At 68.4% G+C, this 25,594-nt stretch carries 22 protein-coding genes; 16 read left to right on the top strand and 6 right to left on the bottom strand.

The genetic code is table 11. From position 1 onward, the window contains the following. Positions 1 to 104: 104 nt before the first annotated feature. From HII28_RS07865 to guaA, 4 genes are all read left to right on the top strand, one after another. A complete protein-coding gene (locus HII28_RS07865) occupies positions 105 to 1,469 on the top strand; it encodes a cation:proton antiporter (protein WP_170026028.1) in 1,365 nt (454 codons plus the stop codon). Between the two features lie 67 nt (positions 1,470 to 1,536). Continuing rightward, a complete protein-coding gene (locus HII28_RS07860; protein ID WP_170024890.1) occupies positions 1,537 to 2,376 on the top strand; it encodes an SURF1 family cytochrome oxidase biogenesis protein in 840 nt (279 codons plus the stop codon). A gap of 10 nt (positions 2,377 to 2,386) precedes the next feature. Further along, the gene (locus HII28_RS07855; protein WP_170024889.1) at positions 2,387 to 2,920 is read left to right on the top strand and encodes a DUF3817 domain-containing protein; all 534 of its coding nucleotides are present in this window, start codon (positions 2,387 to 2,389) and stop codon (positions 2,918 to 2,920) included. A gap of 25 nt (positions 2,921 to 2,945) precedes the next feature. Beyond that, positions 2,946 to 4,526, top strand: a complete 1,581-nt coding sequence (gene guaA, locus HII28_RS07850; RefSeq protein ID WP_170026027.1) for a glutamine-hydrolyzing GMP synthase — start codon at positions 2,946 to 2,948, stop codon at positions 4,524 to 4,526. Here the strand turns inward: guaA and HII28_RS07845 are convergent, their stop codons facing one another. Next, positions 4,527 to 6,140 (bottom strand): ATP-binding cassette domain-containing protein, encoded by a 1,614-nt coding sequence (locus tag HII28_RS07845; protein WP_170024888.1) that lies wholly within the window; start codon positions 6,138 to 6,140, stop codon positions 4,527 to 4,529. A 422-nt stretch (positions 6,141 to 6,562) separates the two neighbouring features. Then, positions 6,563 to 7,414, bottom strand: coding sequence for a Bax inhibitor-1/YccA family protein (locus HII28_RS07840; RefSeq protein WP_170024887.1), 852 nt, complete (start codon positions 7,412 to 7,414; stop codon positions 6,563 to 6,565). A 204-nt stretch (positions 7,415 to 7,618) separates the two neighbouring features. On the opposite strand from HII28_RS07840, the gene HII28_RS07835 reads away from it, so the two are divergent. Continuing rightward, complete coding sequence (locus HII28_RS07835; RefSeq protein WP_170024886.1) at positions 7,619 to 8,638, top strand: glycerophosphodiester phosphodiesterase family protein; 1,020 nt, start codon at positions 7,619 to 7,621, stop codon at positions 8,636 to 8,638. 27 nt (positions 8,639 to 8,665) lie between these two features. Here HII28_RS07835 and HII28_RS07830 read toward each other — a convergent pair whose 3' ends face one another. After that, the gene (locus HII28_RS07830; RefSeq protein ID WP_170024885.1) at positions 8,666 to 9,382 is read right to left on the bottom strand and encodes an alpha/beta hydrolase; all 717 of its coding nucleotides are present in this window, start codon (positions 9,380 to 9,382) and stop codon (positions 8,666 to 8,668) included. 140 nt (positions 9,383 to 9,522) lie between these two features. Between HII28_RS07830 and HII28_RS07825 the strand changes: the two genes are divergently transcribed. The 3 genes from HII28_RS07825 (at position 9,523) to murQ (ending at position 14,294) form a co-directional block, all read left to right on the top strand. Further along, positions 9,523 to 12,066: a UvrD-helicase domain-containing protein gene (locus tag HII28_RS07825; RefSeq protein WP_170024884.1), complete on the top strand. Its 2,544-nt coding sequence runs from the start codon at positions 9,523 to 9,525 to the stop codon at positions 12,064 to 12,066. A gap of 65 nt (positions 12,067 to 12,131) precedes the next feature. Continuing rightward, positions 12,132 to 13,187, top strand: a complete 1,056-nt coding sequence (locus HII28_RS07820) for an FUSC family protein (RefSeq protein ID WP_170024883.1) — start codon at positions 12,132 to 12,134, stop codon at positions 13,185 to 13,187. A gap of 108 nt (positions 13,188 to 13,295) precedes the next feature. Further along, the gene (gene murQ, locus HII28_RS07815) at positions 13,296 to 14,294 is read left to right on the top strand and encodes an N-acetylmuramic acid 6-phosphate etherase (RefSeq protein ID WP_346769233.1); all 999 of its coding nucleotides are present in this window, start codon (positions 13,296 to 13,298) and stop codon (positions 14,292 to 14,294) included. A gap of 3 nt (positions 14,295 to 14,297) precedes the next feature. On the opposite strand, the gene HII28_RS07810 is transcribed toward murQ, so the two are convergent. After that, on the bottom strand, positions 14,298 to 14,657 hold the full coding sequence (locus HII28_RS07810; protein ID WP_170024882.1) for a nuclear transport factor 2 family protein: 360 nt from the start codon (positions 14,655 to 14,657) through the stop codon (positions 14,298 to 14,300). 327 nt (positions 14,658 to 14,984) lie between these two features. On the opposite strand from HII28_RS07810, the gene HII28_RS07805 reads away from it, so the two are divergent. Together HII28_RS07805 and HII28_RS07800 are read left to right on the top strand one after the other, a co-directional pair. After that, positions 14,985 to 15,179 (top strand): hypothetical protein, encoded by a 195-nt coding sequence (locus tag HII28_RS07805; protein ID WP_170024881.1) that lies wholly within the window; start codon positions 14,985 to 14,987, stop codon positions 15,177 to 15,179. A gap of 6 nt (positions 15,180 to 15,185) precedes the next feature. Beyond that, positions 15,186 to 15,725: a GNAT family N-acetyltransferase gene (locus tag HII28_RS07800; RefSeq protein WP_170024880.1), complete on the top strand. Its 540-nt coding sequence runs from the start codon at positions 15,186 to 15,188 to the stop codon at positions 15,723 to 15,725. A gap of 6 nt (positions 15,726 to 15,731) precedes the next feature. Here HII28_RS07800 and HII28_RS07795 read toward each other — a convergent pair whose 3' ends face one another. Together HII28_RS07795 and HII28_RS07790 are read right to left on the bottom strand one after the other, a co-directional pair. Further along, positions 15,732 to 16,112: a hypothetical protein gene (locus tag HII28_RS07795; protein WP_170024879.1), complete on the bottom strand. Its 381-nt coding sequence runs from the start codon at positions 16,110 to 16,112 to the stop codon at positions 15,732 to 15,734. Positions 16,113 to 16,198: 86 nt separating this feature from the next. Next, complete coding sequence (locus tag HII28_RS07790; RefSeq protein ID WP_346769232.1) at positions 16,199 to 16,996, bottom strand: oxygenase MpaB family protein; 798 nt, start codon at positions 16,994 to 16,996, stop codon at positions 16,199 to 16,201. Between the two features lie 326 nt (positions 16,997 to 17,322). On the opposite strand from HII28_RS07790, the gene sucC reads away from it, so the two are divergent. From sucC to HII28_RS07760, 6 genes are all read left to right on the top strand, one after another. Beyond that, positions 17,323 to 18,483, top strand: a complete 1,161-nt coding sequence (gene sucC / locus HII28_RS07785) for an ADP-forming succinate--CoA ligase subunit beta (protein WP_170024878.1) — start codon at positions 17,323 to 17,325, stop codon at positions 18,481 to 18,483. 109 nt (positions 18,484 to 18,592) lie between these two features. After that, positions 18,593 to 19,495 carry a succinate--CoA ligase subunit alpha gene (gene sucD, locus HII28_RS07780; RefSeq protein ID WP_170024877.1) on the top strand — a complete coding sequence of 301 codons (903 nt, stop codon included), beginning with the start codon at positions 18,593 to 18,595 and terminating at the stop codon, positions 19,493 to 19,495. Between the two features lie 183 nt (positions 19,496 to 19,678). Beyond that, complete coding sequence (locus tag HII28_RS07775) at positions 19,679 to 20,437, top strand: MBL fold metallo-hydrolase (RefSeq protein WP_205864599.1); 759 nt, start codon at positions 19,679 to 19,681, stop codon at positions 20,435 to 20,437. A gap of 139 nt (positions 20,438 to 20,576) precedes the next feature. Next, complete coding sequence (locus HII28_RS07770; RefSeq protein ID WP_170024876.1) at positions 20,577 to 22,151, top strand: hypothetical protein; 1,575 nt, start codon at positions 20,577 to 20,579, stop codon at positions 22,149 to 22,151. A 75-nt stretch (positions 22,152 to 22,226) separates the two neighbouring features. Further along, on the top strand, positions 22,227 to 24,038 hold the full coding sequence (locus tag HII28_RS07765; RefSeq protein ID WP_170024875.1) for a DUF6350 family protein: 1,812 nt from the start codon (positions 22,227 to 22,229) through the stop codon (positions 24,036 to 24,038). Then, positions 24,035 to 25,534: a threonine/serine exporter family protein gene (locus HII28_RS07760; protein ID WP_170024874.1), complete on the top strand. Its 1,500-nt coding sequence runs from the start codon at positions 24,035 to 24,037 to the stop codon at positions 25,532 to 25,534. Before HII28_RS07765 ends, HII28_RS07760 begins: the two co-directional genes overlap by 4 nt. Positions 25,535 to 25,594 lie beyond the last annotated feature (60 nt).

Genomic DNA, 25,594 nt, shown 5'->3' with positions numbered 1-25,594 from the left:
CTTTCTCTTCCGCCCTCGGCGACGACATCGCCGCTCGACTCACTGCGCCGCACGCGGCAGTGGCCGCCGCGTCGCACGCGACGGATTCCGTCGCCACCGATCTCATGGTGCTCGGCGCACTCTTCGTGATCGCCTACGTGCTCGGCCGGCTCGGCAAGCTCATCGGACTTCCCGCGATCCCGATCTACATGGTGGTCGGCCTGCTCGCGAGCCCGAACACCGGTTTCTTCCCGTTGAACTTCGACTCGGGCGACATCGGCCTGATCGCCGTTTTCGGCCTGATCCTGCTGTTGTTCAATCTCGGCCTGGAGTTCGACCAGGACGAGTTCTTCGGCAACGCAGGCCGCCTCCTCATCTCCGGCGGCACGTACATCGTGCTGAACATGGGCATCGGCTTCCTGTTCGGCGAGTTCGTCGGCTGGGGCACCCGCGAGGCGCTGATCATCGCCGGCATGGTCGGCACGTCATCCAGCGCCATCATCACGAAAATGCTCATCGAGCTGGGCCGCCTGGCGAACAACGAGACCCCCGCCATCCTCGGGGCGACGGTGATCGGCGACGTCTTCATCGCCGTCTACCTCGCGATCGTCTCCGTCGTGCTGAGCGGGCAGACGGAGTTCTGGCCCGTTGTGCTGCAATTGACGATCGCGGCCGCCTTCCTCGTCGTCATGTTCACGGTCGCAAGGTACGGCGGGCGATTCCTCTCGCGGTTCTTCCGCACGCGCGACGACGAGCTGTTCACGATCCTCTTCTTCGGCCTGGCCGTGCTGTTCGCCGGCCTCGGAGAGCTCATCGGAGTGACGGATGCCATCGGCGCGTTCCTCATCGGCCTCGTGCTGGGAGCGACTCGCTTCTCCGGCAAGATCGAGCGCATCTCGATACCGCTGCGCGATGTCTTCGCTGCGTTCTTCTTCCTGAACTTCGGGCTAGCTCTGAACGTTGCCGAGTTCGGCAGCGTGGCGTGGATCGTGGTGATCGCCATCGTGCTCACGGTCGTGCTCAACGTGGTCTCCGGCCAGCTGATCGCGCTGTTCAACCGGCTCGACACCCGAGACGGCATCAACATCGCCGCCGTGCTGATGAACCGGGGCGAGTTCACCCTGATCCTCGCCACGCTCTCGCTCGCCGCGGGCCTCAACGAGAAGCTGGAGCCGTTCGCCGGCCTCTACGTGCTCATCATGGCCATCCTCGGACCGGTGCTCACAGCCAACTCTGAGAGGATCGGTGCTGCACTCATCAAGCCGCGTCGACGCGCGGCGAAGGAGCGCAACCCCGTTCTCGACGAAGAGGCCGCGCTCGTCGACGCGGTGACCAGCGGTCAGCTCGACGACGAGGGCGACGAGTCGGACGGCGGGGATGCCGACGGCGCAGACACGCGCACAGGCGAACCCAGCAAGGCGGCGATCGACCGCATCGTCGAAGAGGCGATGCGCCAGACGGACGCCGACGACAGACGAAAGCAGAACTGACATCTCCGGCAACAACCCCCCAGCGGCGAAACCCGCGCCGCCGAGGATCGAGTCCCTTGCGCGCACCATGGTGCGGCCCAAGTGGATCGCAGCACTCCTGCTGGCCCTGGTCATCGCGGGAGCGTTCGCGTGGCTCGGCCAGTGGCAGCTGGAACGCGCGGTGGAGTCGGGGCATGTGGTGGAGCATCCGACCGAGACCGTCAAGCCGCTGAACGAGATCGCCACCGTGAACTCACCGCCCACGACCGCAGGCGTTGGGCAGTTGGTGACCTCGCGCGGCACCTTCTCGGCGACGGACTACGGAATACTCGTCGGTCGCCTCAACGACGGCGCAGCCGGCTACTGGGTGATCGCCCGCTTCACCCCGGCCGCGGATGACGCCGACGGCAAGACCGCGCAGCTGGCAGTGGCTCGGGGCTGGGCGCCGACGGAACAGAAGGCGAAGGCCGCGATCGCGCAGTTGCGCAACCAGCCGGAGACGCCCGTCACGCTCACCGGACGCCTGCTGCCATCGGAGGCGCCGGAGGCGCCGAAGGAGAACACCGACCCCTTCGCGATGAAGGACATGGCGGTGGCCGCACTGGTGAACACGTGGCACGGCATCGGAGACTCCGACGTGTACAGCTCTTATCTCGTGGAGCACGGAACGCCCCCGGCCGGGCTGACCGCGATCTACTCGCCGCCGCCCATCGAGCAGGCCACCGTGAACTGGCTGAACATCTTCTACGCGGCGGAGTGGGCCATCTTCGCCGGCTTCGCGATCTTCCTCTGGTACCGCGTCGTGAAGGATGCGTGGGAGAAGCAGCGCGAAGACGCAGAGACCGCGTACGAGGCGGCGCTGGCCGCCTGGCGCGGCGAACCGGTGGGCCAACCGGCCACCGGCGGAACCGAAACCGAGCAGAACTAAACTGGATCCCATGCCGAACCCCCCTCAGAACACAGAAGGCGGCAGCCTGCTCCAACGCACGATCGAGCAGTTGCGCTCGGCGAATTCGGCCCGCCCTCGGGCCGTCGACATCCCGAAGATTCCGGGTGCGCTGACGTTCTACCGTGTCACCGCGTACATCACCGGCGTCATGTTGCTGCTGCTTGTTGCGGAGATGATCCTGAAGTACGGCGTCGGGTACTCCGTGTACGCGTTCGCGCCCGGTCAGCCCATCGTCTCGCTCGTGCACTACGATCCGTCGAACACCGCACAGGCGGGCTTCGACGTGTCGACGGCGATCCTGATCGCCCATGGATGGTTGTACGTGCTCTACCTGATCGCCGACTTCCGCCTGTGGTCGCTCATGCGCATGTCGTTCACGAAATTCGTGCAGATCGCTCTGGGCGGCGTCGTGCCGTTCATGTCGTTCATCGTCGAGCACTTCATCACCAAGCAGGTGAAGCGGTTCCTCGCCGAGAATCCGGTTCCGTCGGCATCCGAGCCCAAGGTGGAGGCATCCCATTAACGTGAACGCAGCCGAGAATGCAGCGCTGAACGCAGCCGGGAACGCGGGCGAGCATCCGGTGCTCGTCGTCGACTTCGGGGCGCAGTACGCGCAGCTGATCGCTCGACGGGTGCGCGAGGCATCCGTGTACTCCGAGATCGTGCCGCACACCATCACGGCGGCGGAGGTCGAGGCGAAGCAGCCGGCGGGCATCGTGCTCTCCGGAGGGCCCTCGAGCGTCTACGAAGAGGGTGCGCCGAGCTTCGATCCGGCGATCTTCGAGCTCGGGGTACCGACGCTCGGCATCTGCTACGGATTCCAGGTGATGGCGACCGCGCTCGGCGGCGAGGTCTCGAAGACCGGTGCACGCGAGTACGGATCCACCGACGTGCGCATCACGGATGCCGGCACGCTGCTCGACGGCCAGCCCGCCGACCAGACGGCCTGGATGAGCCACGGCGACTCGGTGACGAAGGCGCCCGACGGATTCGAGGTGCTCGCCTCGACGGACTCCACGCCGGTTGCCGCGTTCGCGAACGACGCTCGTCGTCTGTACGGCGTGCAGTGGCATCCGGAGGTCAAGCACTCCGCGTATGGGCAGGCGGTGCTGGAGAACTTCCTGCACAGGGCGGCGGGCATTCCGGCCGACTGGAACAGCGAGAACGTCATCGAGCAGCAGGTGGCCGCGATCCGTGCGCAGGTCGGAACGGGCCGGGTCATCTCGGCGCTCTCCGGCGGCGTGGACTCCGCGGTGTCGACGGCTCTCGTGCATCGTGCGGTCGGCGACCAGCTCACGGCCGTTTTCGTCGACCACGGGCTTCTGCGCGAAGGTGAGCGCGAGCAGGTCGAGAAGGACTACGTGGCGTCCACAGGCGTGCGGCTGATCACCGTCGAGGCCGCTGACACGTTCCTCGGCGAACTCGCCGGCGTCACCGACCCGGAGCAGAAGCGCAAGATCATCGGTCGCGAGTTCATCCGCGCGTTCGAACAGGTGCAGCGCGACCTGGTGGACGAGGCGAAGGCGGCTGGGGACCCGATCAAGTTCCTCGTGCAGGGCACGCTGTATCCGGACGTCGTCGAATCAGGCGGCGGAACCGGCACCGCGAACATCAAGAGCCACCACAACGTCGGCGGCCTGCCTGAGGACCTGCAGTTCGAACTCGTCGAGCCGCTGCGCACCCTGTTCAAGGACGAGGTCCGCGCGGTGGGCCGCGAGCTGGGACTGCCGGAGGCCATCGTGGCCCGTCAGCCGTTCCCGGGGCCGGGGCTGGGCATCCGCATCATCGGCGAGGTGACTCGCGACCGGCTCGACCTGCTGCGCAAGGCGGATGCCATCGCCCGCCACGAGCTCACCGCCGCCGGCCTCGACGGCACGATCTGGCAGTGCCCCGTCGTGCTGCTCGCGGATGTGCGCTCGGTGGGCGTGCAGGGCGACGGACGCACGTACGGGCATCCGATCGTGCTGCGTCCGGTCTCCAGCGAGGATGCGATGACCGCAGACTGGACTCGCCTGCCGTACGACGTGCTGGCACGCATCTCGAACCGCATCACCAACGAGGTGGAGGGCGTGAACCGGGTGGTCCTCGACGTGACGTCGAAGCCCCCGGCCACCATCGAGTGGGAGTAGTCAGACCTCGGTGAGCCGCCCCTCGCCGTCCAGTTCCAGCGTCAGGTCGAGTTCCAGCTGTTCGAGGAACGCGTCGTCATGGCTCACGACGACGACGGCGCCGCGGTACGCGCGCAGCGCATCGACCAGTTGCCCGACCGTGTCGAGATCGAGGTTGTTCGTCGGCTCGTCGAGGATCACGAGGTGCGGCGCCGGATCCGCGAGCAGCAGCGTGGCCAGCGCCACCCGGAAGCGCTCACCACCGGAGAGCGCTCCGACCGGGCGATCCATCGCCGTGCCTCGGATGAGGAATCGGGCCAGCTGGTTGCGCAGCTCCTTCTCGGGTACGTGAGGGGCGGCCGCCGCGACGTTCTCGACGACGGATGCCGCGTCATCCAGGCCGTCCACCCGCTGCGACAGGTAGCCGATCCGGTCGGTGTGGGCGTTGGCTCGCAGGTCGGGATGCAGGTCGAAGGCTTCGGCGGCGCCGGACTCCGGCACCAGCTTCCGTAGCAGCGTCGTCTTGCCGACGCCGTTGCGTCCGATCAGCGCGACCCGCTCCGGACCCTGGATGGACCACGACCGGGAGACATCCCCGAGCGTGGCGATGCGCCTGGCCGACGACAGTCCGGGATCCGGCAGCACGATCTTCATGGACGCGTCGTCACGCACCCGGTGGCCGGCGTCGTCGAGCGCCTGCCTGGCGGTCTCCTCCTTGCCCGCGACCTCGGTGCGCAGCTTGCCGGCCGAGACCTCCGCTCCCATCCGGCGGCCGTGCGCGACGATCTTCGGCACCCGCTTCTCGACCTCCGCCTTCTTGGCCATGCGGGCCCGGGCAGCGAGCTTCGTCTCCGCCTCGATGCGCTGCCGCTTCTCCTTCTTGAACGCCTGTTTGGCGTCCTTCTCGGCTTGCCGCGCCGCATCCTGCTCGGCATCCAGCCACGCGCGCCACTGCGAGTACGGACCGCCGAACACGCTCAGCGAGCTGCCGTAGAGCTCGGCCGTGTCATCCATGAGCTCGAGCAGCGAGGTGTCGTGGCTGACGACGATCAGCGTTCCGCGCCAGCCGCGCACCATCTCACCCAGCCGCGCACGCGCGTCACGGTCGAGGTTGTTGGTCGGCTCGTCGAGCAGCGTGATCAGGGCGCGCCGCAGACGGATGCCCGCCACGGCAACCAGCACGGCCTCGCCTCCCGACAGCTCGCCGACCGTGCGGTCGAGGAACGACGGATCCAGGCCGGCGTCGGCGAGTGCGACCTGCGCGCGCGCCTCGACATCCCAGTCGTCGCCGACCGCGTCGAAGTGCGCGGGGTCGACGTCGCCGGCGGTGATCGCCCGCACGGCGTCGAGGGGCTCGGCGACGCCGAGGAGCGCGGCGACCCTCGCATCCGTGTCGAGCGTGAGCTGCTGCGGCAGGTAGGCGACGTCGCCGGTCGCTGCGACCGACCCCGAGGTGGGGGTCAGTTCGCCGGCGATCAGGCGCAGCAGCGTCGACTTGCCGGAGCCGTTGCGGCCGACCAGACCTGTGCGTCCGCTGCCGAAAGCGCCGGAGACCGAGTCCAGTGCGACGGATCCGTCTGGCCAGGCGAACGTGAGACGGTCGAGCACGACCGATGAGTTGAGTGGTGTTGACATGAGCGACTCCCGAGGAGATGGGGGTGCGCTGAACAACGAGGGCCCTCGACGAGGTGGGAGGACCGGATGCCGCTGCCGGATGCAGGAGCCGGACGCAGAAGCACGGAGTGCTCGATGCCCAGTGCTCGATGCCTGATGAGGCATGGCGGGAAGGATCGTCGGATCAGCGCGTGAACAGAACGCTTCAGGCGACGAATCAGATCAATGGACTTCCCAACACGGCGGACAGGACTCGTCGAGGTTATCGGCCGGGCGCGATTCGTGCAACCCGGGCGTGTCGCGGAATCCGTCAGCGCACTGCGTTGGGGCCCGCCTGCGGCGGACGCGATCCGCTCGGCAGTGTCATCCCTGGGGTACTGAGTCGCGAACGACACGAAAACGGGGCCGCCCAGAAGGACGACCCCGCTTTCGTGTGAAGCCGGTCAGTTCCTGGCGCCACCTGCGATGATCGCGAAGAGGCGCAGGAACTCGACGTAGAGCCAGATCAGCGTGACCGCGAGGCCGAACGCGCCGTACCAGCCCATGATCCGAGGGGCGCGGTTCTTCACGCCGTTCTGGATGAAGTCGAAGTCGAGCACGAGCGAGTAGGCCGCCAGCAGCACGGCCACGATGCCGACGATGACGCCGAGCGGAATGCCGAAGAGCCACGGGATGGGCACCGACAGCGCGCCGAACGCTCCGCCGCTGCCCGCGCCGAAACCGCCGAAGGCCATGATGACCAGGTTGACCACGCTGAACAGCAGATAGCCGACCATCGCGACGAGGAAGACCTTGGTGGCCCGAGCGGATGCCCGCACCTTGCCGTTCGCGAACAGGATGAGCGTCACGGCGAACACGGCGAGGGTGGCGAGGACGGCCTGGATGACCACGCCGTTCCAGAGGCTCTCGAACACGCCGGAGATGCCGCCGATGAAGAGGCCCTGCGCTGCACCGTACGTGAGGATCAGAGCGGGCGACGGCTCGCGCTTGAACGAGTTGACCAGGCCGAGCACGAAGCCGGCGATCGCGCCGGGCAGCGTGAGGATCGGGAAGAACCAGCCGACGACCGCCGTCGCGAGGATGACGGCGAACAGAAGCACCGTCTTGACGATGGTGTCCTCGTAGGTCATGCGGCCGGTGTCGGTCGACGTGGCGGCCGGTGCCTCGTACAGCGACTGGATGCCCTCAGCGGTGGCGAGCGCATTGGTCTCGGTCGTGGCGACGGCTGCGCCGGGCACGGGGTTGTTCGGCTTGAACGCCGGATTGCGCGAAAACGCGGGGTTGGAGAGGGCCATGAAGCAACGTTACCGGGTGCGCGACGGTCGGCGGCTGGGCTTCCGCTGGGGAATGGGACGCTGAGTGCGCCCTCTGCGAACACCCGCCGCGAGCGGAGCGGATGATGCGCCGAGCGCCGCATATGAACGACGTCGCAGGAAGGCTGACGCGGAAGCGGCCGGGCGTTCACAACCGCGGCGGTCGCCGTGACTAAGATCTGCGGCATGTCCGCCGCGCGTTCGCCCCTGATCATCGGCCATCGGGGAGCGCCCGGCTACCGCCCCGAGCACACCAGGGCGTCATACGAGCTGGCGTTCGCGCTGGGTGCGGACGCCGTCGAACCCGATGTCGTCGCCACGAAGGACGGCGTTCTCGTGCTGCGACACGAGAACGAGATCTCCGCAACGACGGATGTCGCCTCCCGCAGCGAATTCGCCCACCTGCGGACGACGAAGACGGTGGACGGCATCCGTCGCACCGGATGGTTCACGGAGGACTTCACGTGGGCGCAGCTCTCAACACTGCGGGCCGTGGAGCGCCTGCCGGATCTGCGCCAAGCGAGCTCGAGCTTCGATCGGCAGTATCCGGTGATGCGCCTCTCGCAGCTGTTCGACCTCGTCGATCACGAGTCGGAGCGCGCCGGGCGCACCCTGGGGCTCGTCGTCGAACTCAAGCACGCGACGTACTTCGAACGACTGGGCCTGCCGCTCGACGAGCTGTTCGCAGCCGCCGTGCGGGATTCCGGATGGCGCGACGCGCAGAGCCGCCTCGTCGTCGAGTCCTTCGAGCGGACGGTGCTGGAACGCATCCGGGCCCGATCGGTGCGGGCCAAGTTGGTCTACCTCATCGAGGCGACCGGTGCACCATACGACGCCGTGGCGCGAGACGGGGCGGCGGCCAGGACCTATGCGCAGGAGATCGACGGCGCAGGCTTGTACGCCCTGGCGACGGCAACAGGGGCGACCGCGATCGACGGCATCAGCGTGAGCAAAACGCTTCTGCTGGATGCCGCAGGCGACGGCACGACTGACCTCGTCGACCGTGCGCACGGCGTCGGCCTGGAGATCTACACCTGGACGCTGCGCCCGGAGAACAGGTTCCTGTCCAAGCGCTTCCGCCGCGGTGGTGCCGCCGAGCATTTCGGCGACTGGCAGCGGGAGTTCGAGGTGGTCATGTCCACCGGGGTGGACGGAGTGTTCGCCGACCATCCGGACCTCGCCGTGGTCGTACGCGACGCGCTGTAGGCCGCACAGGCCTCAGCGCCAACCGGTTCAGGCCGTCGCGGCGTTCGCGATCGCCGCAGCCGTGTCGTCCGGCTTCGACCACATCGGCCAGTGACCGGTGATGACGTCGACGAGGTCGACGGAGCCGTACCGCGACAGCTCCGCGAACCACGGATGCCCGGCCGCGATCAGCTGTCGCACCTGCTCGGATGGAAACGACGAGCAGACCAGGGTGACCGGGATCGCGTAGCGGCCTTCGTCGTGCAGTCGCAGGGCTTCGCGCATCGGGCCGGCAGGCTCGGGAACGGCCAGCTCGCGAAACCGGAGGAGTGTCGCCTCGTCGAGGCCGTCGATGCTCGAACCGGCAGCGGTGAGGTCGTCCCAAGGCGGCAGCGCCACCTCGGTGACGTCCTCGGCGAGGTCCGGAGAGTTGACCGTTCCGTCGTTCGACGGTCCGCTGTCCACGAAGACCAGCGCGGCGACCGCGTCGGGCATCCGGTCGGCGACACCGGTCACGATCTCGCCGGCGCCACTATGTCCGACGAGGACGACCGGGGAGTCGGCGGCGCGCACGATGTCGGCGACGGCATCCAGGTGATCCTCGAGCGTGATCGAAGCCCTTGGCGTTTCGACCGAATCGAGGCCCGGAAGCGTCACCTGGGTCACGGGGAAGCCCTGGTCGCGCAGGCGGGCGGCGACGGCATCCCACGCCCAGCCGCCGAGCCAGTACCCGGGAACCAGCACGATCGTCGGTGATTCGCTCATGGGGCCAGGGTGGCGCATGCCACCGACATCGGGACCGGTGAGGAAGCACTCGACTTCCTCTCGCTTCGGCCGCCCCACGACGATGGTGGGCTGGGCAGGCGAGTCCCGGAGTCGGAGGGTCCACCTAGACTTGATGCAGCATGACGACGCCTGAAAACACCCCGGTTATCGACGACGCGACGCGCGACCCCGAAGCGTTCCGGGCATCCGCTCCGATCATTCTGGACGGCGTCGACGTGGGTGCCGACGACCACTCGTTCCGCCCTCGAATCGTCGGCCCCGGGGTCGGGCCCGGCGGCGGATCAGGGGCGTCGGCCGGCGACTCGTTGCTCGACGGCCTGAACCCGCAGCAGCGCGAGGCCGTCGAATACCGGGGCCCCGCCCTGCTCATCGTCGCGGGCGCCGGCTCGGGCAAGACGCGTGTTCTGACACACCGCATCGCCGGACTCCTCGCCAACCGTGAAGCGTGGCCCAGCCAGATCCTCGCCATCACGTTCACGAACAAGGCGGCGGCCGAGATGCGCGAGCGCGTCGAGTCGCTCGTGGGCGAGACGGCGCAGGGCATGTGGATCTCCACGTTCCACTCCGCGTGCGTGCGCATCCTGCGCCGCGAGGCCGAGCAGTTCGGCTACAACCGCAACTTCACCATCTACGACTCCGGCGACTCGAAGGCGCTGCTCAAGCGCATCATCAAGGAGCTCGAGGCCGACACCTTCGGGTTCACGCCCGGCAGCGCCGCGGCCCGCATCTCCAAGCTGAAGAACGAACTGACCGATGTCGAGTCCTTCGCCCGAACGGCGAACCGCTCCGATCCCAAGGAGGCCGTGTTCCTCGAGATCTTCCGGCAGTACAGCCGGGATCTCGAGCGCGCGAACGCGTTCGACTTCGACGACCTCATCGGCCAGACCGTCTATTTGTTCAGGGCCTTCCCGCACATCGCGGCCCTGTACCAGCGGCGCTTCAGGCACATCCTCGTCGACGAGTACCAGGACACGAACCACGCTCAATACGAACTGATCCACGAGCTGACGAAGCCGATCGAGCCCGAGGAGGTCGCCGACCTCGAGGCGAAGGACTTCACGATGCGCGGGCTCGTGGATGGCACCGGCCGCGTGCCGGGGGCATCCCTGACCGTGGTGGGCGACTCCGACCAGTCGATCTACGCGTTCCGCGGTGCGGACATCCGCAACATCTCGGAGTTCGAGCGCGACTTCCCCGGCGCCAAGGTGGTGCTGCTCGAGCAGAACTACCGGTCGACGCAGAACATCCTCTCCGCGGCCAACTCGGTGATCGCCAACAACTTCGACCGCAAGGACAAGAAGCTGTGGTCGTCGGGCGGCGACGGCGAGAAGATCATCGGCTACACGGGCTATTCGGGGCACGACGAGGCGCAGTTCGTTGCGGATGAGATCGAGAAGCTCCACTCCGCAGGCATGGCGTACAACGAGATGGCGGTCTTCTACCGCACGAACTCGCAGACCCGTGCGCTGGAGGAGATCTTCATCCGCTCGGCCTTGCCGTACCGCATCATGGGCGGCACCAAGTTCTACGAGCGCGCCGAGATCAAGGATGCGATGGCCTACCTCATCGCCGTCGCGAATCCTTCTGACGAGATGGCGCTGCGACGCATCCTGAACACACCGAAGCGCGGCATCGGTCCCGCAACGGAGACCCAGCTCGCCGGATACGCCGACGCCAACGGGTTCACTTTCCGTCAGGCGATGCGCGATGCGGCGTCTCTCGGCATGGGGCCGAAGGTGACCAAGGCGATCGTCGACCTGGCGACCCTGCTCGACACGGGCGCCGAGATGATCGACCCCGGCAACCCCGCCGGTCAGTCAAAGGTCAGTGACGTGCTCGTGCACCTCATCAAGGGCTCCGGCCTGGTCGACGCGTTGCGTGCCAGCCGCGACCCTCAGAACGAGGCGCGCGCCGAGAACGTCGAAGAGCTCGTCGCTGTGACCAAGGAGTTCGAGCGGAACAACCCGGAGGGCGGTCTCGTCGAGTTCCTCACCGAGGTGTCGCTGGTTGCCGCCGCCGACGAGATCGACGATGCGAGCGGAACCGTCTCGCTCATGACGCTGCACACGGCGAAGGGCCTGGAGTACGACGCCGTCTTCATCACGGGCGTCGAAGAAGAGCTGCTGCCGCACCGCATGTCCGCGAACGAGCCTGGCGGGCCCGCCGAGGAGCGGCGTCTCTTCTACGTGGGCATCACGCGCGCCCGCCAGCGGCTGTACCTGTCGCTGGCCATGACGCGCGCGCAGTTCGGCGACGTCGCGGTCGCGCTTCCCAGCCGGTATCTGCAGGAGATCCCGGCCGAGCTCATCGACTGGCGGCAGTCGCCCGGATTCGCGAACTCGCGTGGCGGCACCCAGTCCCGCGCGCTGAACGCACGCCGTCCCACCCGGGGTCCGGACCGCGGACTCACCGGTGCGGGCGGCTCGTTCGGAGCCAAGCCAGAGGTCCCGGCCAACGCCTGGCCGAACAGGGTAACGGCCCAGGTACGCGACAACGGCGACCTCACTCTGGCGGTGGGAGATCGCATCCGTCACGTCGATTTCGGCGACGGCCGGGTCGTGAACGTCACGGGCGAGGGCGCCAAAAAGGTCGCGCACGTGCAGTTCGACAAGGCGGGCGCGAAGAAGCTGCTGATCAAGATCGCCCCGATCGAGAAGCTGTAGTCCATGTCCGACACGTGCCGAGCGCCTCACGCCTCGGTGCGTTCCACCCGTCGGCGGGACGGCGGATGAGGATCCTGCCGCCGCGCATTCCTCGGCTGCGCGGACTCGACGTCGAGGTGGCGTTCCGGGCTGCCGTCGCGGTGGTCGTGCCCCTGCTGATCCTGATGGCGATCGGCCGTCTGGACTGGGGTGCCTATGCGGCATTCGGGGCCTTCACCGCTCTCTACGGACGCAGCGAGCCCTATCGTCAGCGGGTGGTCAGCATGACGGTCGCCGCGGTGGGGCTCGTTCTCTGCATCGCGGCGGGCAGTCTGCTCGCCGCGGCCGCCGCACCGCTCTGGGGTGTTGCGCTCGTGCTCATCGCCGTGACCACTGTCGGCACGCTCGTCGCAGCAGCCATCGACCTCCTCCCTCGCGGGCCGCTGTTCTTCGTCTTCGCGCTTCTCGTCTGCGCCGGGCTTCCGACCCCGGTCTCGGAGTTGGGCCAGCGGATGCTCGTGGCCGTGCTGTCCGCCGCCTTCGCCTGGGCCCTCGGCATGTCGGGCTGGGTGCTGCGACGTCTCACGCCGGGACGTCTCTCCCGCGTCTACCGCCCTCTCGGGCGCGTGACGACCAGGCGATCGATCGTTCGCAACCGACGGGTCTGGCTCGCCGTTGTGCAGAACGGGACCGGCGCGCTCGCCGCGGGCGGGATCGCCGTGGCCCTCGGGATCGGACATCCGTACTGGGCGGTGGTGAGCTTGACGGCGGTGATCCCGCCGCCGCACGGTCCGAACTCCACGGTGCGGGCCATCGAGCGCATCGTCGGAACCGCACTCGGCGTCGGCGCGGCGGCGGTCCTGCTCGTGCCGAATCCGTCAGACGGCGTGCTCGTGGTCGCCATCGGTGTGTGCCAGTTCGTGACCGAGCTGCTCGTCGGATGGTTCTACGCCGCAGCTCTCGTCTTCATCACGCCGCTGGCGCTGTCCGTGTCGGAACTCGGCCGCACGACGGCCGTCGGTCCGCTGCTCGGCGACCGCCTGCTCGAGACGGTGCTCGGCGCGGGCATCGGTTTGATCCTGGTCGTCATCGGCCGATGGGTCGTGCGCGACGGCGGTAGTGGCGTCGGCGCATCCGCGTGACCGCGAGGCGTCCCGAGGCTCCGCCCCGGCTCGCACGGCGACGTCTCCGTTGGAGCCTCGGCGAGGCATCCGGCACCCCATTCAGCGCATAGTGTGTGGGGAGGCGCCGTGCCACTGCACGTCTCGACGCGCGATGCGGAGGGAGTGGCATCCGCGTCGTATCCGACGGGAGCATCAGTGAGTGACGACGAGCGCGGCGAGCTCCGCGACAGCTTGACGACCTTCGCGACGGAGGCGGTCAATCCGGCGACCCTCGATCTCGACCTGCTTCCGCTCGACGAGCAGGTCGCACTGCTCTGCGCGGAGAACGCGACGGTTCCGGATGCAGTCACCGCGGCAGCACCGCAGCTCGCCGCGGCCATCGAGCTCGCGGTCTCCGGCATGCGCGATGGCGGCCGCATCGTGTACGTCGGTGCGGGGACACCCGGTCGCCTCGGCGTGCTCGACGCCAGCGAGATCCCGCCGACGTACGGCATGGATCCGTCACGCGTCGTCGGGGTGATCTCGGGCGGAGACGTGGCCATCCGCACCGCGGTGGAGAACGCGGAGGACGACGACGTCGCAGGGGCCGCGGCGATGGACGAGCTGGGCGTCGGCGGCAACGACACGGTCATCGGGATCTCGGCCTCCGGCCGCACGCCCTACGTGCTCGGCGCGCTGTTGCGCGCGAAGGAGCTGGGTGCCGCGACAGTTGGCGCCGCGTGCAATGTGGGATCCGCGATCGGGGAGGTGTCCGACGTGGCGATCGAGACGATAGTCGGTCCTGAGGCGGTGACCGGTTCTACGCGCATGAAGGCGGGAACGGCGCAGAAGCTCGTGCTGAACACCATTTCGACGCTCACGATGGTGCGGCTCGGCAAGGTCTACGGCAACCTCATGGTCGACGTACGGGCCACGAACGAGAAGCTCCGTGCCCGGTCGGAGCGCATCGTCATGCTCGCCACGGGAACGGACGCCGCGACGGCGGCGGCCGCACTGGCCTCCGTCGACGGCTGGGTGAAGGCGGCCATCCTGGTGGTGGTCACGGGTCTCGAGGGAGCCGAAGCGGTCCGTCTCCTGAACGATCGCGACGGGATGCTGCGCGAGGCGATCGCGGCAGCGCGGTAGCCGTCACTCCGGCGGGGAGGCCCGGTCCATCCACCACTCGGTGTACGCGGCGGCGCGCCCGTCAGGAGCGAAGTCGATCACCCACAGATTGCTGTAGGTGATGTCGTCGTAGACCGTGGTCCCTTGGACGAACGCGCGATCGCCGTCCTCGCCCGAGAGCTCCCACGTGAACGCTGCGTCGCCCGGTTCGTCCTTGCGGCGGATCCACTCCGTCACGATGTCGTCCGCGCCGCGCCAGGGATCCCGGAACGGCGCGGTGCGATAGGTGGCGTCGTCCGTGAACAGGGCGCGAATGTCGTCCGGCTCATTCGACTCCCAGGCACGGAGGTACCCCTCGATCCAGTGCTGCACTAGTTCGCTCATGCACCCGGTGTACCGCCGCCCACCGACAGGCGCAGACTCGGGACCCGTTCGTGCGGCTCTGGCGGTGTCAATCTCTGTTGGTCACGCTGCGCGCTCAGCAGGCTCGATGAATGCGAGCGTTGCCCCGGCAAGCCTCAATCGTCTGTGCTCGCGCTGCGCGCTCAACAGGCTCAATCGGCGTGCCGATGAATGCAAGCATTCCCCGGCAAGCCTCAATCGTCTGTGCTCGCGCTGCGCGCTCAACAGACTCAATCGGCGTGCCGATGAATGCAAGCATTCCCCGGCAAGCCTCAATCGTCTGTCGGTGGGCCGTCCGACCATGGAGACATGACCCGAGACGAGCAGTTCATCATCGAGAACACGGCGGCAGACGACGACCTCGACCTGCTGCTGGCCACCCACCGATGCGCCGTGTGCGCGGCGGATGCCTTTCTCGAGGCGGATGGCGAGTGGTTCTGCGTCGAGTGCATCGGCTCGATCGACAACGACCAGGTCGCCGGCGACGTGCCTCGCGCGGCGTGACCGCCAGTGATCACGCTCACGACGGAGCGGCTTCGGCTGCGCCCCTGGACGCTCGACGACGTCGACTTCCTCTTCGACATGTACTCGCGCTGGGAGGTGCAGCGCTTCATCGGACGTGATCCTCTGGTGATGACGGATCGGGCGGAGGCGATCGAGCGCGCCGAACGGCTCAGCTCGATGGAGCATCCGGTGCACGGAATCTGGGCGATCACCGAGCTGGAGACCGGGCATCCGCACGGCGCCCTGCTGCTGAAGGATCTGCCGGCGTCCGGTAGCGACCATCCGCTGCCGCCGTCCGGTGAGACCGAGATCGGGTGGCACCTGCATCCGGATGCGTGGGGTCGCGGTTACGCGACGGAGGCGGCGACTCGCGTTCTTCAGCACGCCTTCGACAGCGGACTCGACCGCGTGCTGGCGGTCACGCATCCGCAGAACACGGCGTCGCAGCGCGTCGCGCTGAGGATCGGCATGAGCGATCTCGGCATCACGGAGGAGTACTACAACGTGACGTGCTCGCTCTTCGGAATCGACCGCCCCGTATCCTGACCCGGCTCAGCCCTCGGCCGTGTTGGTGAGCACGCCGGCGCCGAGGAGGGTGTTGTACATGGCCCCCGCGGTTTGGGCGAATGCGGTGTCGATCTTGCTCAAGCCCCACACGCCGCCCTTGAAGAATCCGACGGCGGTGTTCTTGTCGAGGCGGGCGACCAGCTGATCGGCGGCATCCACGAAGAACTGCACGCCGAACGTGATCTGGAAGTCGTCGCCGGCGAGTGCGCCGACGAAGACCGTCGTCGTCATGTTGCCACGGCGCGCGTACCAGTTGCCGTTGGGCTGCACCTCGACGATGAAGCCCTGCGAGTTGAGTGCGCTCGCCACGAGGTGCTTCGCGGCCTCGTGATCGCCCGCGATGAAGCAGTCGTAGAAGGAGGACACAGCCGGCCTTTCGTCGCGCGGCGCCTGCGCTTCGGGTGTGCGCGGCTGATCCGTCGGCGTCAGCATAAGGGACCGATCGATGGTGCTCACGCCATGCGGCGCAGACGGCGCAGGAGACGGTTGCGCACGACGTGCCGGATGCCGACGGGCAAACGCGGGTAGACCGCGGCGGCGACCGACATCATCCGCTCGTACCTGAGCGCGTTGCGGCCGGTCAGCTGGAGGCCGTACTGCCGCCGCACGGATTCCGGCAGCAGCGCCGTCGTGGCCAGTCGAGCCAACGGCATGATCGCCCGCATCCAGAGCGGCGCCCGCACGGCGCGCAGCAGATCCTCGCCCACTCGGCGGGCTGCGGGTGTCACGCGCAGGCGTGAGGCGGCATCGCTCCAGTACTCGTCGAACGCGGCGCGCGTCGCGGGCCAGGCATCCGCCGGCAGTTGCAGCGACGTGCCGACTGCGGCGAACTCGCGGTAGAAGCGATCCGCGGACGCCTCGTCGAGCGCCCCGAAGACGCGCTCGTGCACGCGGACCGCCGTCCAGTACAGCGTCGCGGTGACCCACAGCTGCAGGTCGGGGTCGTACGCGCTGTAGGCGGAGGACGCAGCATCCGCGGATCCGCGCACCGGGGCATGCGCACGGCCGACGATGCGGCGCACCGTGCGGATGTCCTCTTCGGTTCCGCACGCCACAGCCGTCACATACGTCAGCGTGCCGATCAGCCTGTCGTACGGGCGATCCGCGAAGTCGCTGTGCTCGGCGACGCCTCGTCCGACGGACGGATGTGCGAGCTGCAGCAGGACGGCGCACCCGCCGCCGGCCAGCATGATCCACTCGCCGCCGACATCCGCGATGCCCAGCGGTTCGCGAAGCGGATCTGAGGCCACCTCGCCAGGGTACCGACCACGCTCGACGGCCTGGCCGCGCCATACACCGAGCCGCCCCGAATGTCGTCGAGCACCCCCGGATCGCCGAGAACATCGGCATGGTTCGGCAGCAGGGTGCCGGCTCGTCGCGGGGAGGATGCGTGCTGAGGGCACCGGTGCGCGGAGAGAACCGGGGGCGGAGAGAACGGCCATGAGCCTCGGGTAGGCTGTCGGTGGCAATTTATCTCGGCGTCGAGCTATCTGACTGAAGTGCCCATCAGCCCAGTCCCATCATTCGACGGGGCCCGCACCGACTGCCATTTCACTCGCATATTGATTGGGAAGCAGTGGATCTTTACGAGTACCAGGCACGTGACCTGTTCGAGAAGTACGGAGTCCCGGTACTGCCGGGTATCGTCGCGGACACCCCGGAAGAGGTGCGCGCGGCGTCCGAGAAGCTCGGCGGCGTGACCGTCGTCAAGGCCCAGGTGAAGACCGGCGGCCGCGGAAAGGCCGGCGGCGTCAAGGTGGCGAAGACGCCGGACGACGCCGAAGAGGCGGCAAAGGCCATCCTCGGTCTCGACATCAAGGGCCACGTCGTGCGGCGCGTGATGGTGGCCGGTGGCGCGAACATCGCGCGCGAGTTCTACTTCTCCGTGCTGCTGGACCGGGCCAACCGCTCCTACCTGTCGCTGTGCAGCGTCGAGGGCGGCATGGAGATCGAGCAGCTCGCTGTCGAGAAGCCCGAGGCGCTGGCACGCGTCGAGGTCGACCCGCTGACCGGCATCGACCTGGCGAAGGCGAAGCAGATCGCGAAGGCGGGCGGCTTCCCCGACGACCTCATCGAAAAGGTCGCTCCCGTGCTCGTGAAGCTGTACGACGTCTACAAGGGCGAGGACGCGACGCTGGTCGAGGTCAACCCGCTCGTGCTGACCGGTGAGGGCGAGATCATCGCGCTCGACGGCAAGGTGTCGCTGGACGCGAACGCCGACTTCCGCCACGCGGACCACGAGGCGCTCGAGGACAAGTCCGCTGCAGACCCGCTCGAGGCGAAGGCCAAGCAGCACGACCTCAACTACGTCAAGCTCGACGGCCAGGTCGGCATCATCGGAAACGGCGCAGGACTCGTGATGAGCACCCTGGATGTCGTCGCCTACGCAGGCGAGAACCACGGCGGCGTGAAGCCGGCCAACTTCCTCGACATCGGAGGCGGAGCATCCGCCGAGGTGATGGCAGCCGGACTGGATGTCATCCTGAACGACCCGCAGGTCAAGAGCGTGTTCGTCAACGTCTTCGGCGGCATCACCGCCTGCGACGCCGTCGCGAACGGCATCGTCGGCGCGCTGACCACGCTCGGCGCCGAGGCGAACAAGCCGCTCGTCGTGCGTCTGGACGGCAACAAGGTCGAGGAAGGCCGCGCCATCCTCAACGACTACAACCACCCGCTCGTCACGCTGGCCGAGACGATGGACCAGGGCGCCGACAAGGCCGCCGAACTGGCGCGCTGAAGCTGGGAGCGAAGGCCATTTCTGGCCTTCGCCGCGACGCCAGCGCTGAGGCCCGTCTCGGGCCTCAGTTGCCATAAGACTTCAAGAACATAGAGAAAGACAAAAAACAATGTCGATCTTCCTCAATAAGGACTCCAAGGTCATCGTCCAGGGCATCACCGGAGGCGAGGGCACCAAGCACACCGCCCTCATGCTGAAGGCAGGCACCCAGGTCGTCGGCGGCGTCAACGCCCGCAAGGCGGGCACCACCGTCTCGCACACCGACAAGGACGGCAACGCCGTCGAGCTTCCCGTGTTCGGCGCCGTCTCCGAGGCCATCGAGAAGACCGGGGCAGACGTCTCGATCATCTTCGTTCCGCCGGCGTTCGCGAAGGACGCGATGCTCGAGGCCATCGAGGCCGAGATCCCGGTTCTCGTCGTGATCACAGAGGGCATCCCGGTGCAGGACAGCGCCGAGGCGTGGGCGGAGGCCAAGGCCAAGGGCGACAAGACCCGCATCATCGGACCGAACTGCCCCGGCATCATCACGCCCGGTGAGTCGCTCGTCGGCATCACACCCGCGACCATCACGGGCAAGGGGCACATCGGACTCGTCTCCAAGTCGGGCACGCTGACCTACCAGATGATGTACGAGCTGCGCGATCTTGGCTTCTCCACCGCGATCGGCATCGGAGGCGACCCGATCATCGGCACCACGCACATCGACGCGCTCGCCGCGTTCGAGGCAGACCCGGAGACAAAGGCCATCGTGATGATCGGCGAGATCGGCGGCGACGCCGAGGAGCGCGCAGCCGACTTCATCAAGGCGAACGTGACCAAGCCGGTCGTCGGCTACGTCGCGGGCTTCACCGCTCCCGAGGGCAAGACCATGGGCCACGCGGGCGCCATCGTGTCCGGCTCCGCCGGCACCGCGCAGGCCAAGAAGGAGGCCCTCGAGGCCGCAGGCGTCAAGGTCGGCAAGACGCCGAGCGAGACCGCCGAGCTCCTCCGAGAGGTCTACGCGAGCCTGTAACGCGCTCGAGCAACGCGGCCAGTTCGCGCGAAAGCAGCCACTTCATGCGGCTGCGGACGCGCGAACTGGCCGCAGTCGTTTTGGCCGACCGGTGGTCCGGCCGAGCCGGCGAGTGGGCGAACGGCAGATGGATCGGCGGATGCCGCATCCCACCGACCGCGGCCGATCGGGCACCATGAGCGCATGGCCTCAGCAGAGATGACGCTCACCCTCGTCGGAGGTCCGACGGCGATCCTCGACTACGCGGGACTGCGGATCCTCACCGATCCCACGTTCGACGAGCCGGGGGACTATCCGGGCGCCGGTGCCACCCTGCACAAGCTCACCGGACCGGCACTGAGCCCGGACCAGCTCGGCCCGGTCGACCTGGTGCTCCTCTCGCACGACCAGCACTTCGACAACCTCGACCACTCCGGTCGCGACTTCCTCGGGCGTGTCGACACGGTACTCTCCACGACGGAGGCGGCAGGGCGCATCGAAGGTGTCACGGGGCTGACGACCTGGCAGACCAGCACTGTCGGATCCATGGAGGTGACCGGCCTCCCGGCACGGCACGGTCCGGAAGGCGCAGAACGGCTCTCGGGCCCCGTCACCGGGTTCCTGCTTCGAGCACCGGGGCATCCGACGATCTACGTGTCCGGCGACAACGCATCGGTCGACCTCGTGGCGGAGATCGTCTCGAGGGTCGGGACCATCGACATAGCTGTGCTCTTCACGGGCGGTGCCAACGTGGGACGGTTCGGCGACGACGACCTCACGCTGAACGCGAGAACCGCAGTCGAGGCGGCCCGCGCTCTCGGCAGTGCCACGATCGTGCCGGTCCACGCAGAGGGCTGGCACCACTTCAGCGAGACGCGGGAGCGGTTGATCCGCGAGTTCGGCTACGCCGGTCTGTCGGATCGGCTGCGGGTCCCGGTCGCCGGCGAACCGCTCGTGCTCTGAGCCTCCGGCGCTGGGCCGAGCGTGGTGCCCGGTCATCTGTTCCGGATGATCCGTCGCCGGATCACCCTGGACCTGCGGCCCCCCGACCGTAGAGTCGACACGTACCGCTGCGTGCGGCGACCAGAGCCAGGGGGATGGCATGGCGCGTTTGACGAACCAGGAATTGCAGGCCGAGCTCGACCGGGTCACGGCCGAACGTGCCGAGTTGAGTGCGAGGCTCGACGAGGCGACTGCCAGAGCGGATGCCGCGTCCTCCGACGCCGAACAGGCTCGCTCCGACGCGGCGGAGGCGCGCACGACCGCCGCAGAGGCCCGCACGGCCGCCGATCGCGCGCTCGCGGATGCGGAGGCCGAACGGGCGCGGACCGCGGATGCCGTCGAGGCGGCCAGGGCCGCAGGCGCGGAGCAAGCGCGGGCAGCCGGGGACGCCGGTGGCGCGCGCACGAAGGGTGCTGCATCCGGAGGCAAGAAGAAGCGCAGCTGGGCGTGGACCCTTCTCGCGACGGCGCTCATCGTGATCGCGTCGATCTTGGCGCCGGTCGCTGTGGTCTCCACCTGGGCGCAGCGCGAGCTCACGGACACGAACTACTTCGTCGACACGTTCGCGCCGCTCGCCGACAAGCCGGCCGTGCAAGCGCTCGTCGTCGACCAGACGGTGTCGGCGATCGAATCCAAGGTTGACATCGAGGGCATCACGTCCCAGGTCTTCACGGGCCTGGAGAACCTCGGCCTTGGGCCAAAGGCATCCGCGGCGCTGAACACGCTGCAGGCGCCCCTCGTCGCAGGCATCAAGAGCCTCATCACGTCGACGGTGACGAAGTTCGTGCATTCGGACGCGTTCTCGGACATCTGGAAACAAACACTGACCATCACGCACAAACAGCTGCTGGCGACGCTGAGCGGCGAGAAGAACGCGGCGATCAGTATCGGCCCGAACGGCCAGATCGGCGTTCAGCTCGGACCGATCATCGATGCCGTCAAGACGCAGCTCGTCGATCAGGGTTTCGCCTTCGCGAAGAACATCCCGACGATTTCTAAGACGATCGTGATCGCGGAGTCCAGCTCCGTGACGCTCTACGTCGGCCTCTACAACCTCGTCGTCGCGGTGGGCATCTGGCTGCCGTGGGTGGTGCTCGTGCTGCTGGCTGCCGGGGTGCTCGTGGCGAGGCGGCGCACGATCGCGCTGATCTGGGCCTCCGTAGCACTGGGAGTCTCGATGATCCTGGTGAGCATCGGCATCTCGGTCGGCAAGACCGTCTTCGTGCTCTCGGTGCAGAATTCGATACCAGCGGATGCCGCGGGCACGCTCTACTCCGGCATCCTCGGCTTCGTGCAGTCGATCGTCGTCGCCGTGGCAGTGCTGGCCGTGACGGTCTTCGTCATCACCATGATCAGCGGGCCGTTCCGCTGGGCGAGGACCCTGCGCGGATACGCAGGTTCCGGATTCGCCGCCGCCCGTCGGGGCGCGGAGAAACACGGGATAACGACGGGAAGAACCGGCACCTGGATGTACCAGCAGCGCGTGCTGCTTCGCGTGATCGTCGGCCTCGTGGCCGCTGCCGTCGTAGTGTTCCTGCGTCCGCTCACGCCTTCCGTCATCATCTGGACGGCGGTGATCGCGGTGCTCGTGATCGCGGTGCTGGAGCTGCTGAGCAGGCCGCCAGAGGAGGCGGAGGTAACGGATGCCACGGCATCCGCCTCTGCGGCCACCTGAGCCCGCCGCAGAGGTACCTGGCTCCGGGCGCGCCCGCCGGGCCGGACCGCCGCGCGCCGGTAGGGTCGTCAGCGCATGAATCGCTTGACCGTCATCCTGCTGGCCGCACTCGACGCGGTGATCGCGCTCGGCGTGGGCGTGGCGATCCCGCTCGTCCCGTTGACCGTGCTCTGGGCGACGAAACTGGACCTCGCCGCCGGCTGGGCTCCGTTCTGGCGTGCCGCAGCGGACATCTGGCTGCTCGGCCACGGCACGGATGTGACGATCACTCTGGCGCCCGCCGCATCCGCTCTCTTCGGGCTGAGCGGAACCAATGTGTTCCCGATCACCATCGCGGCACTCGGATTCGCGCTCCTCACCGTGTTGCTCGGATCGCGCACCGGTCGTCGGGCGTGGGCGACACCGCATGCGTTCACCGCCGCGATCGCGGGCGTCGTCGTCTTCGCCGTGTTGTCCGCACTCGTCACGCTCAGCGCGCACACCGGATCCGCCATCCCGTCGCTGCTGCAGGGAACGCTGCTGCCGCCGGCCGTGTTCGCGATCGGGATCGGTCTCGGGATGATCGCGGCCGAGCTGCGCGATCGCAACGATCCGGCGCACGCAGAGCATCCGGCGTCCGACAGCGGTCCAGCGCTGCCGTGGCCCATCGTGAACTGGAGCCCGTCCACGCGCGCCGTGCTGGCATCCGGGCTGCGCGCGGGAGCTGCAGCAACGCTCTTGCTCATCGCCGCGGCCGCCGTCGTGCTTGGGGTGCTGATGGCCGTGCGCTACGGAAGGATCGTCGGCCTCTACGAGACGCTTCAGCCCGGCGTCCTCGGTGCAGGTGCGCTCACGCTCGCCCAGCTGGCTCTGCTGCCGAACGCCGTCATCTGGACGGCATCGTGGCTCGTCGGTCCGGGATTCGCGGTCGGAACGGGTTCGTCCGTCGACGTCACGCAGACCGCGCTCGGGCCGTTGCCGAGCGTGCCGATCCTCGGTGCGCTGCCGCAGGGCGACCCCGGGTTCGGCCTGGTCGCCGTGCTCGTGCCCGTGCTGTGCGGTGCGGCGGTCGGGTTCCTCGCCCGCCAGCGGCTCGAGCGGATGCCGGCACCTCGCACACTCCGCTCCGTCGCGTCGCCCTCGTGGGGCGTCGGCCGGTTGGCGCTCGTCGTGCTCTGCGCGGCGGTCACTTCCGGCGCGATCATCGGGCTCCTCGCATGGTGGTCGTCCGGATCCATCGGACCCGGACGCCTGCAGCACGCGGGGCCCAACGCGTTGCTCATCGCCGGATTCGCGGCGGTGGAGGTGCTCGTCGGCGGTGCCATCGGCATCGCAGTCCGCAGGCAGCCGGACGAAGCCGCAGCGCCGCCGACCCTGCGCGAGCGGCGGGCGGCGGCGTCCGACGTCGTGTCGTCGGGCCGTGGCGCGGCGCCGAACCCCACGGCGTGGTGGGCTGGCGCCGCTTCATCGAGCGGCACGTCGGTGGACGACGTGGAGGCGGACACCGCCCCCGTCACCCTGGTCGGCGCGGATGCGGCATCCGGGAAGCCGCACAGCTCCGGCGACAGCATCAGAAGCGTCCTGGACTGGTACGGCCCGGATGCCATGGGCTCCGACGATCACGATGACGAGCCCGCCCCGCGGCCGCGAGCACGAGGTGCCGCGACAGCACAGGATCCTCCGCCGAAGCGGAACGCTCCGGCGCCGCGCGGATCCGCGTCGTCGCTGTCCCGGCCGTCCGCTCCCCGGGTGCCGACTCCCGGCCGCATGCCCCGCGCGTACCGCGAGCAGGACTTCGCCAAGCCGGAGTTCGCCAGGCACGAGGACGACGAGGCGGATGCCGGGCCGCAGGGCTCCGGCGGTCGGGCATCCACTCGAGGCCGTGGCGGTGAAGGGAGCGGCAGGTGAGTCGGGAGCCCGACGGAGAGGAATCACTCGACGTCAGAAGCCTTGACGACACCCGATCCGACGACCATCGCGATGATCCCCGCTCGGTGGATTCGCGTGCGGAGGCGCAGCGACGAAGCTCCGATCCGACGGGATCGCTCGAGGAGGGTGCCGGCGACCGCCGACGGAGGCCGCCGGCATTCCCCTGGGAGTGGCGGTGGCCGCTGCACCGGCGTCGGCTCGAAGCGCAGCAACAGCAGGAGCGCCCCTCCGCTCAGTTGCAGGTGTTCCTTGTGCGATTGGGCGGCGCGCTCGCAGGCACGGGCACGGCGGTTACGGATATCAAGCGCACGCTGCAGAACGTGGCCGTCGCGATGGGATCGCCCGACGCCGCCATAGTCGTGCTCCCGACCGCGTTGTTCGTCGGGATCCCCGGCGAGCAGGAGTCGCGCTTCGACCTGGCGCAGGCACCGAGCGGCGAGGTGCTGTTCGATCGAGCCGCGCGAGTGTCCGACATCGCACAGGCCGCCATCTCCGGCCAGCTGACGGCGGTGGAGGGCGTCCGCTTGATCGATGAGGCGGAGACCACAGGGCCGCGCTTCCGATGGCCGCTGCGGGTGCTCGGGCACGCCATGATCGCGGTGGGCGTCGCGCTCGTGCTGTCGGGAGCGTCCGTCGCCTCCCTCGTGCTGACCTTCGCACTCGGAGCGCTGGCCGGTGGCATGAAACTGCTCGTGCGTCCCGGCTCGTACGCGGCGGTCCTGCTGCCCACCGTCACCGCGTTCGTCAGCTCGCTCGTCGCGTTCTCGGCCGCAGCCTGGGGCGTTCCAGGTGAACCGATCTGGATGCTCGTGCCCGCACTGGTCACGCTGCTCCCCGGCGGTCTGCTCACGGTGGCCGTGCAGGAACTCGCAACGGGTGACATGCTCGCCGGATCGTCGCGGCTCGTCTACGGGGCGGCGCAGCTCGTCTTCCTGACGATGGGCATCCTCGTCGCCAACCAGATCGTCGGGCTGCCGGACTGGTTCGCCCTCTCGTCGGCCACGTCGGTCGTCTCCGGCTACGCGGGATGGATCGGCGTGCTCGTCATGTCGCTCGGCTTCTTCCTGTACTTCTGCGGACCTCGGCTGTCGCTGTATTACCTGGGTGGGACGCTGCTGGTCGCTTACGCCGGACAGCTGCTCGGCACGCTGATCGGTGCATCCGTGGACGGCGGGACCGTCGCGGGAGGGATGCTCGGAGCCTTCCTCCTCACCGTCGTCGCCTATCTGGTGCAGTCGCTCCCAGGGGCGCCGCCCGCCGTGGTCTGCTTCCTTCCCGGATTCTGGTTGCTGGTGCCCGGGGCTGCGGGGCTCATCGGCCTCGCCCAGTCGGCGAGTGGAAGCGGCGCCGGCTTCACGCTCGGAGGCATCGGAACGAGCCTGGTCTCCATTGCGCTGGGCGTGCTCATCGGCATGGCCTCCTACCGCACCATCTACCGCTTCGCGCCGGAACGGTGGCACCTGCGGTTGGTGTGAGGCGGCTCAACCAGCGGTGGGCGCTCGGCGCGCTCGTGCTCGCATGAGCGCCGGTAGGCT

Source organism: Planctomonas sp. JC2975 (assembly GCF_012985205.1).
Taxonomy (GTDB): domain Bacteria; phylum Actinomycetota; class Actinomycetes; order Actinomycetales; family Microbacteriaceae; genus Humibacter.
Note: the sequence above shows the minus strand (reverse complement) of the source record. Positions and strands in the feature narration are given on the sequence as shown.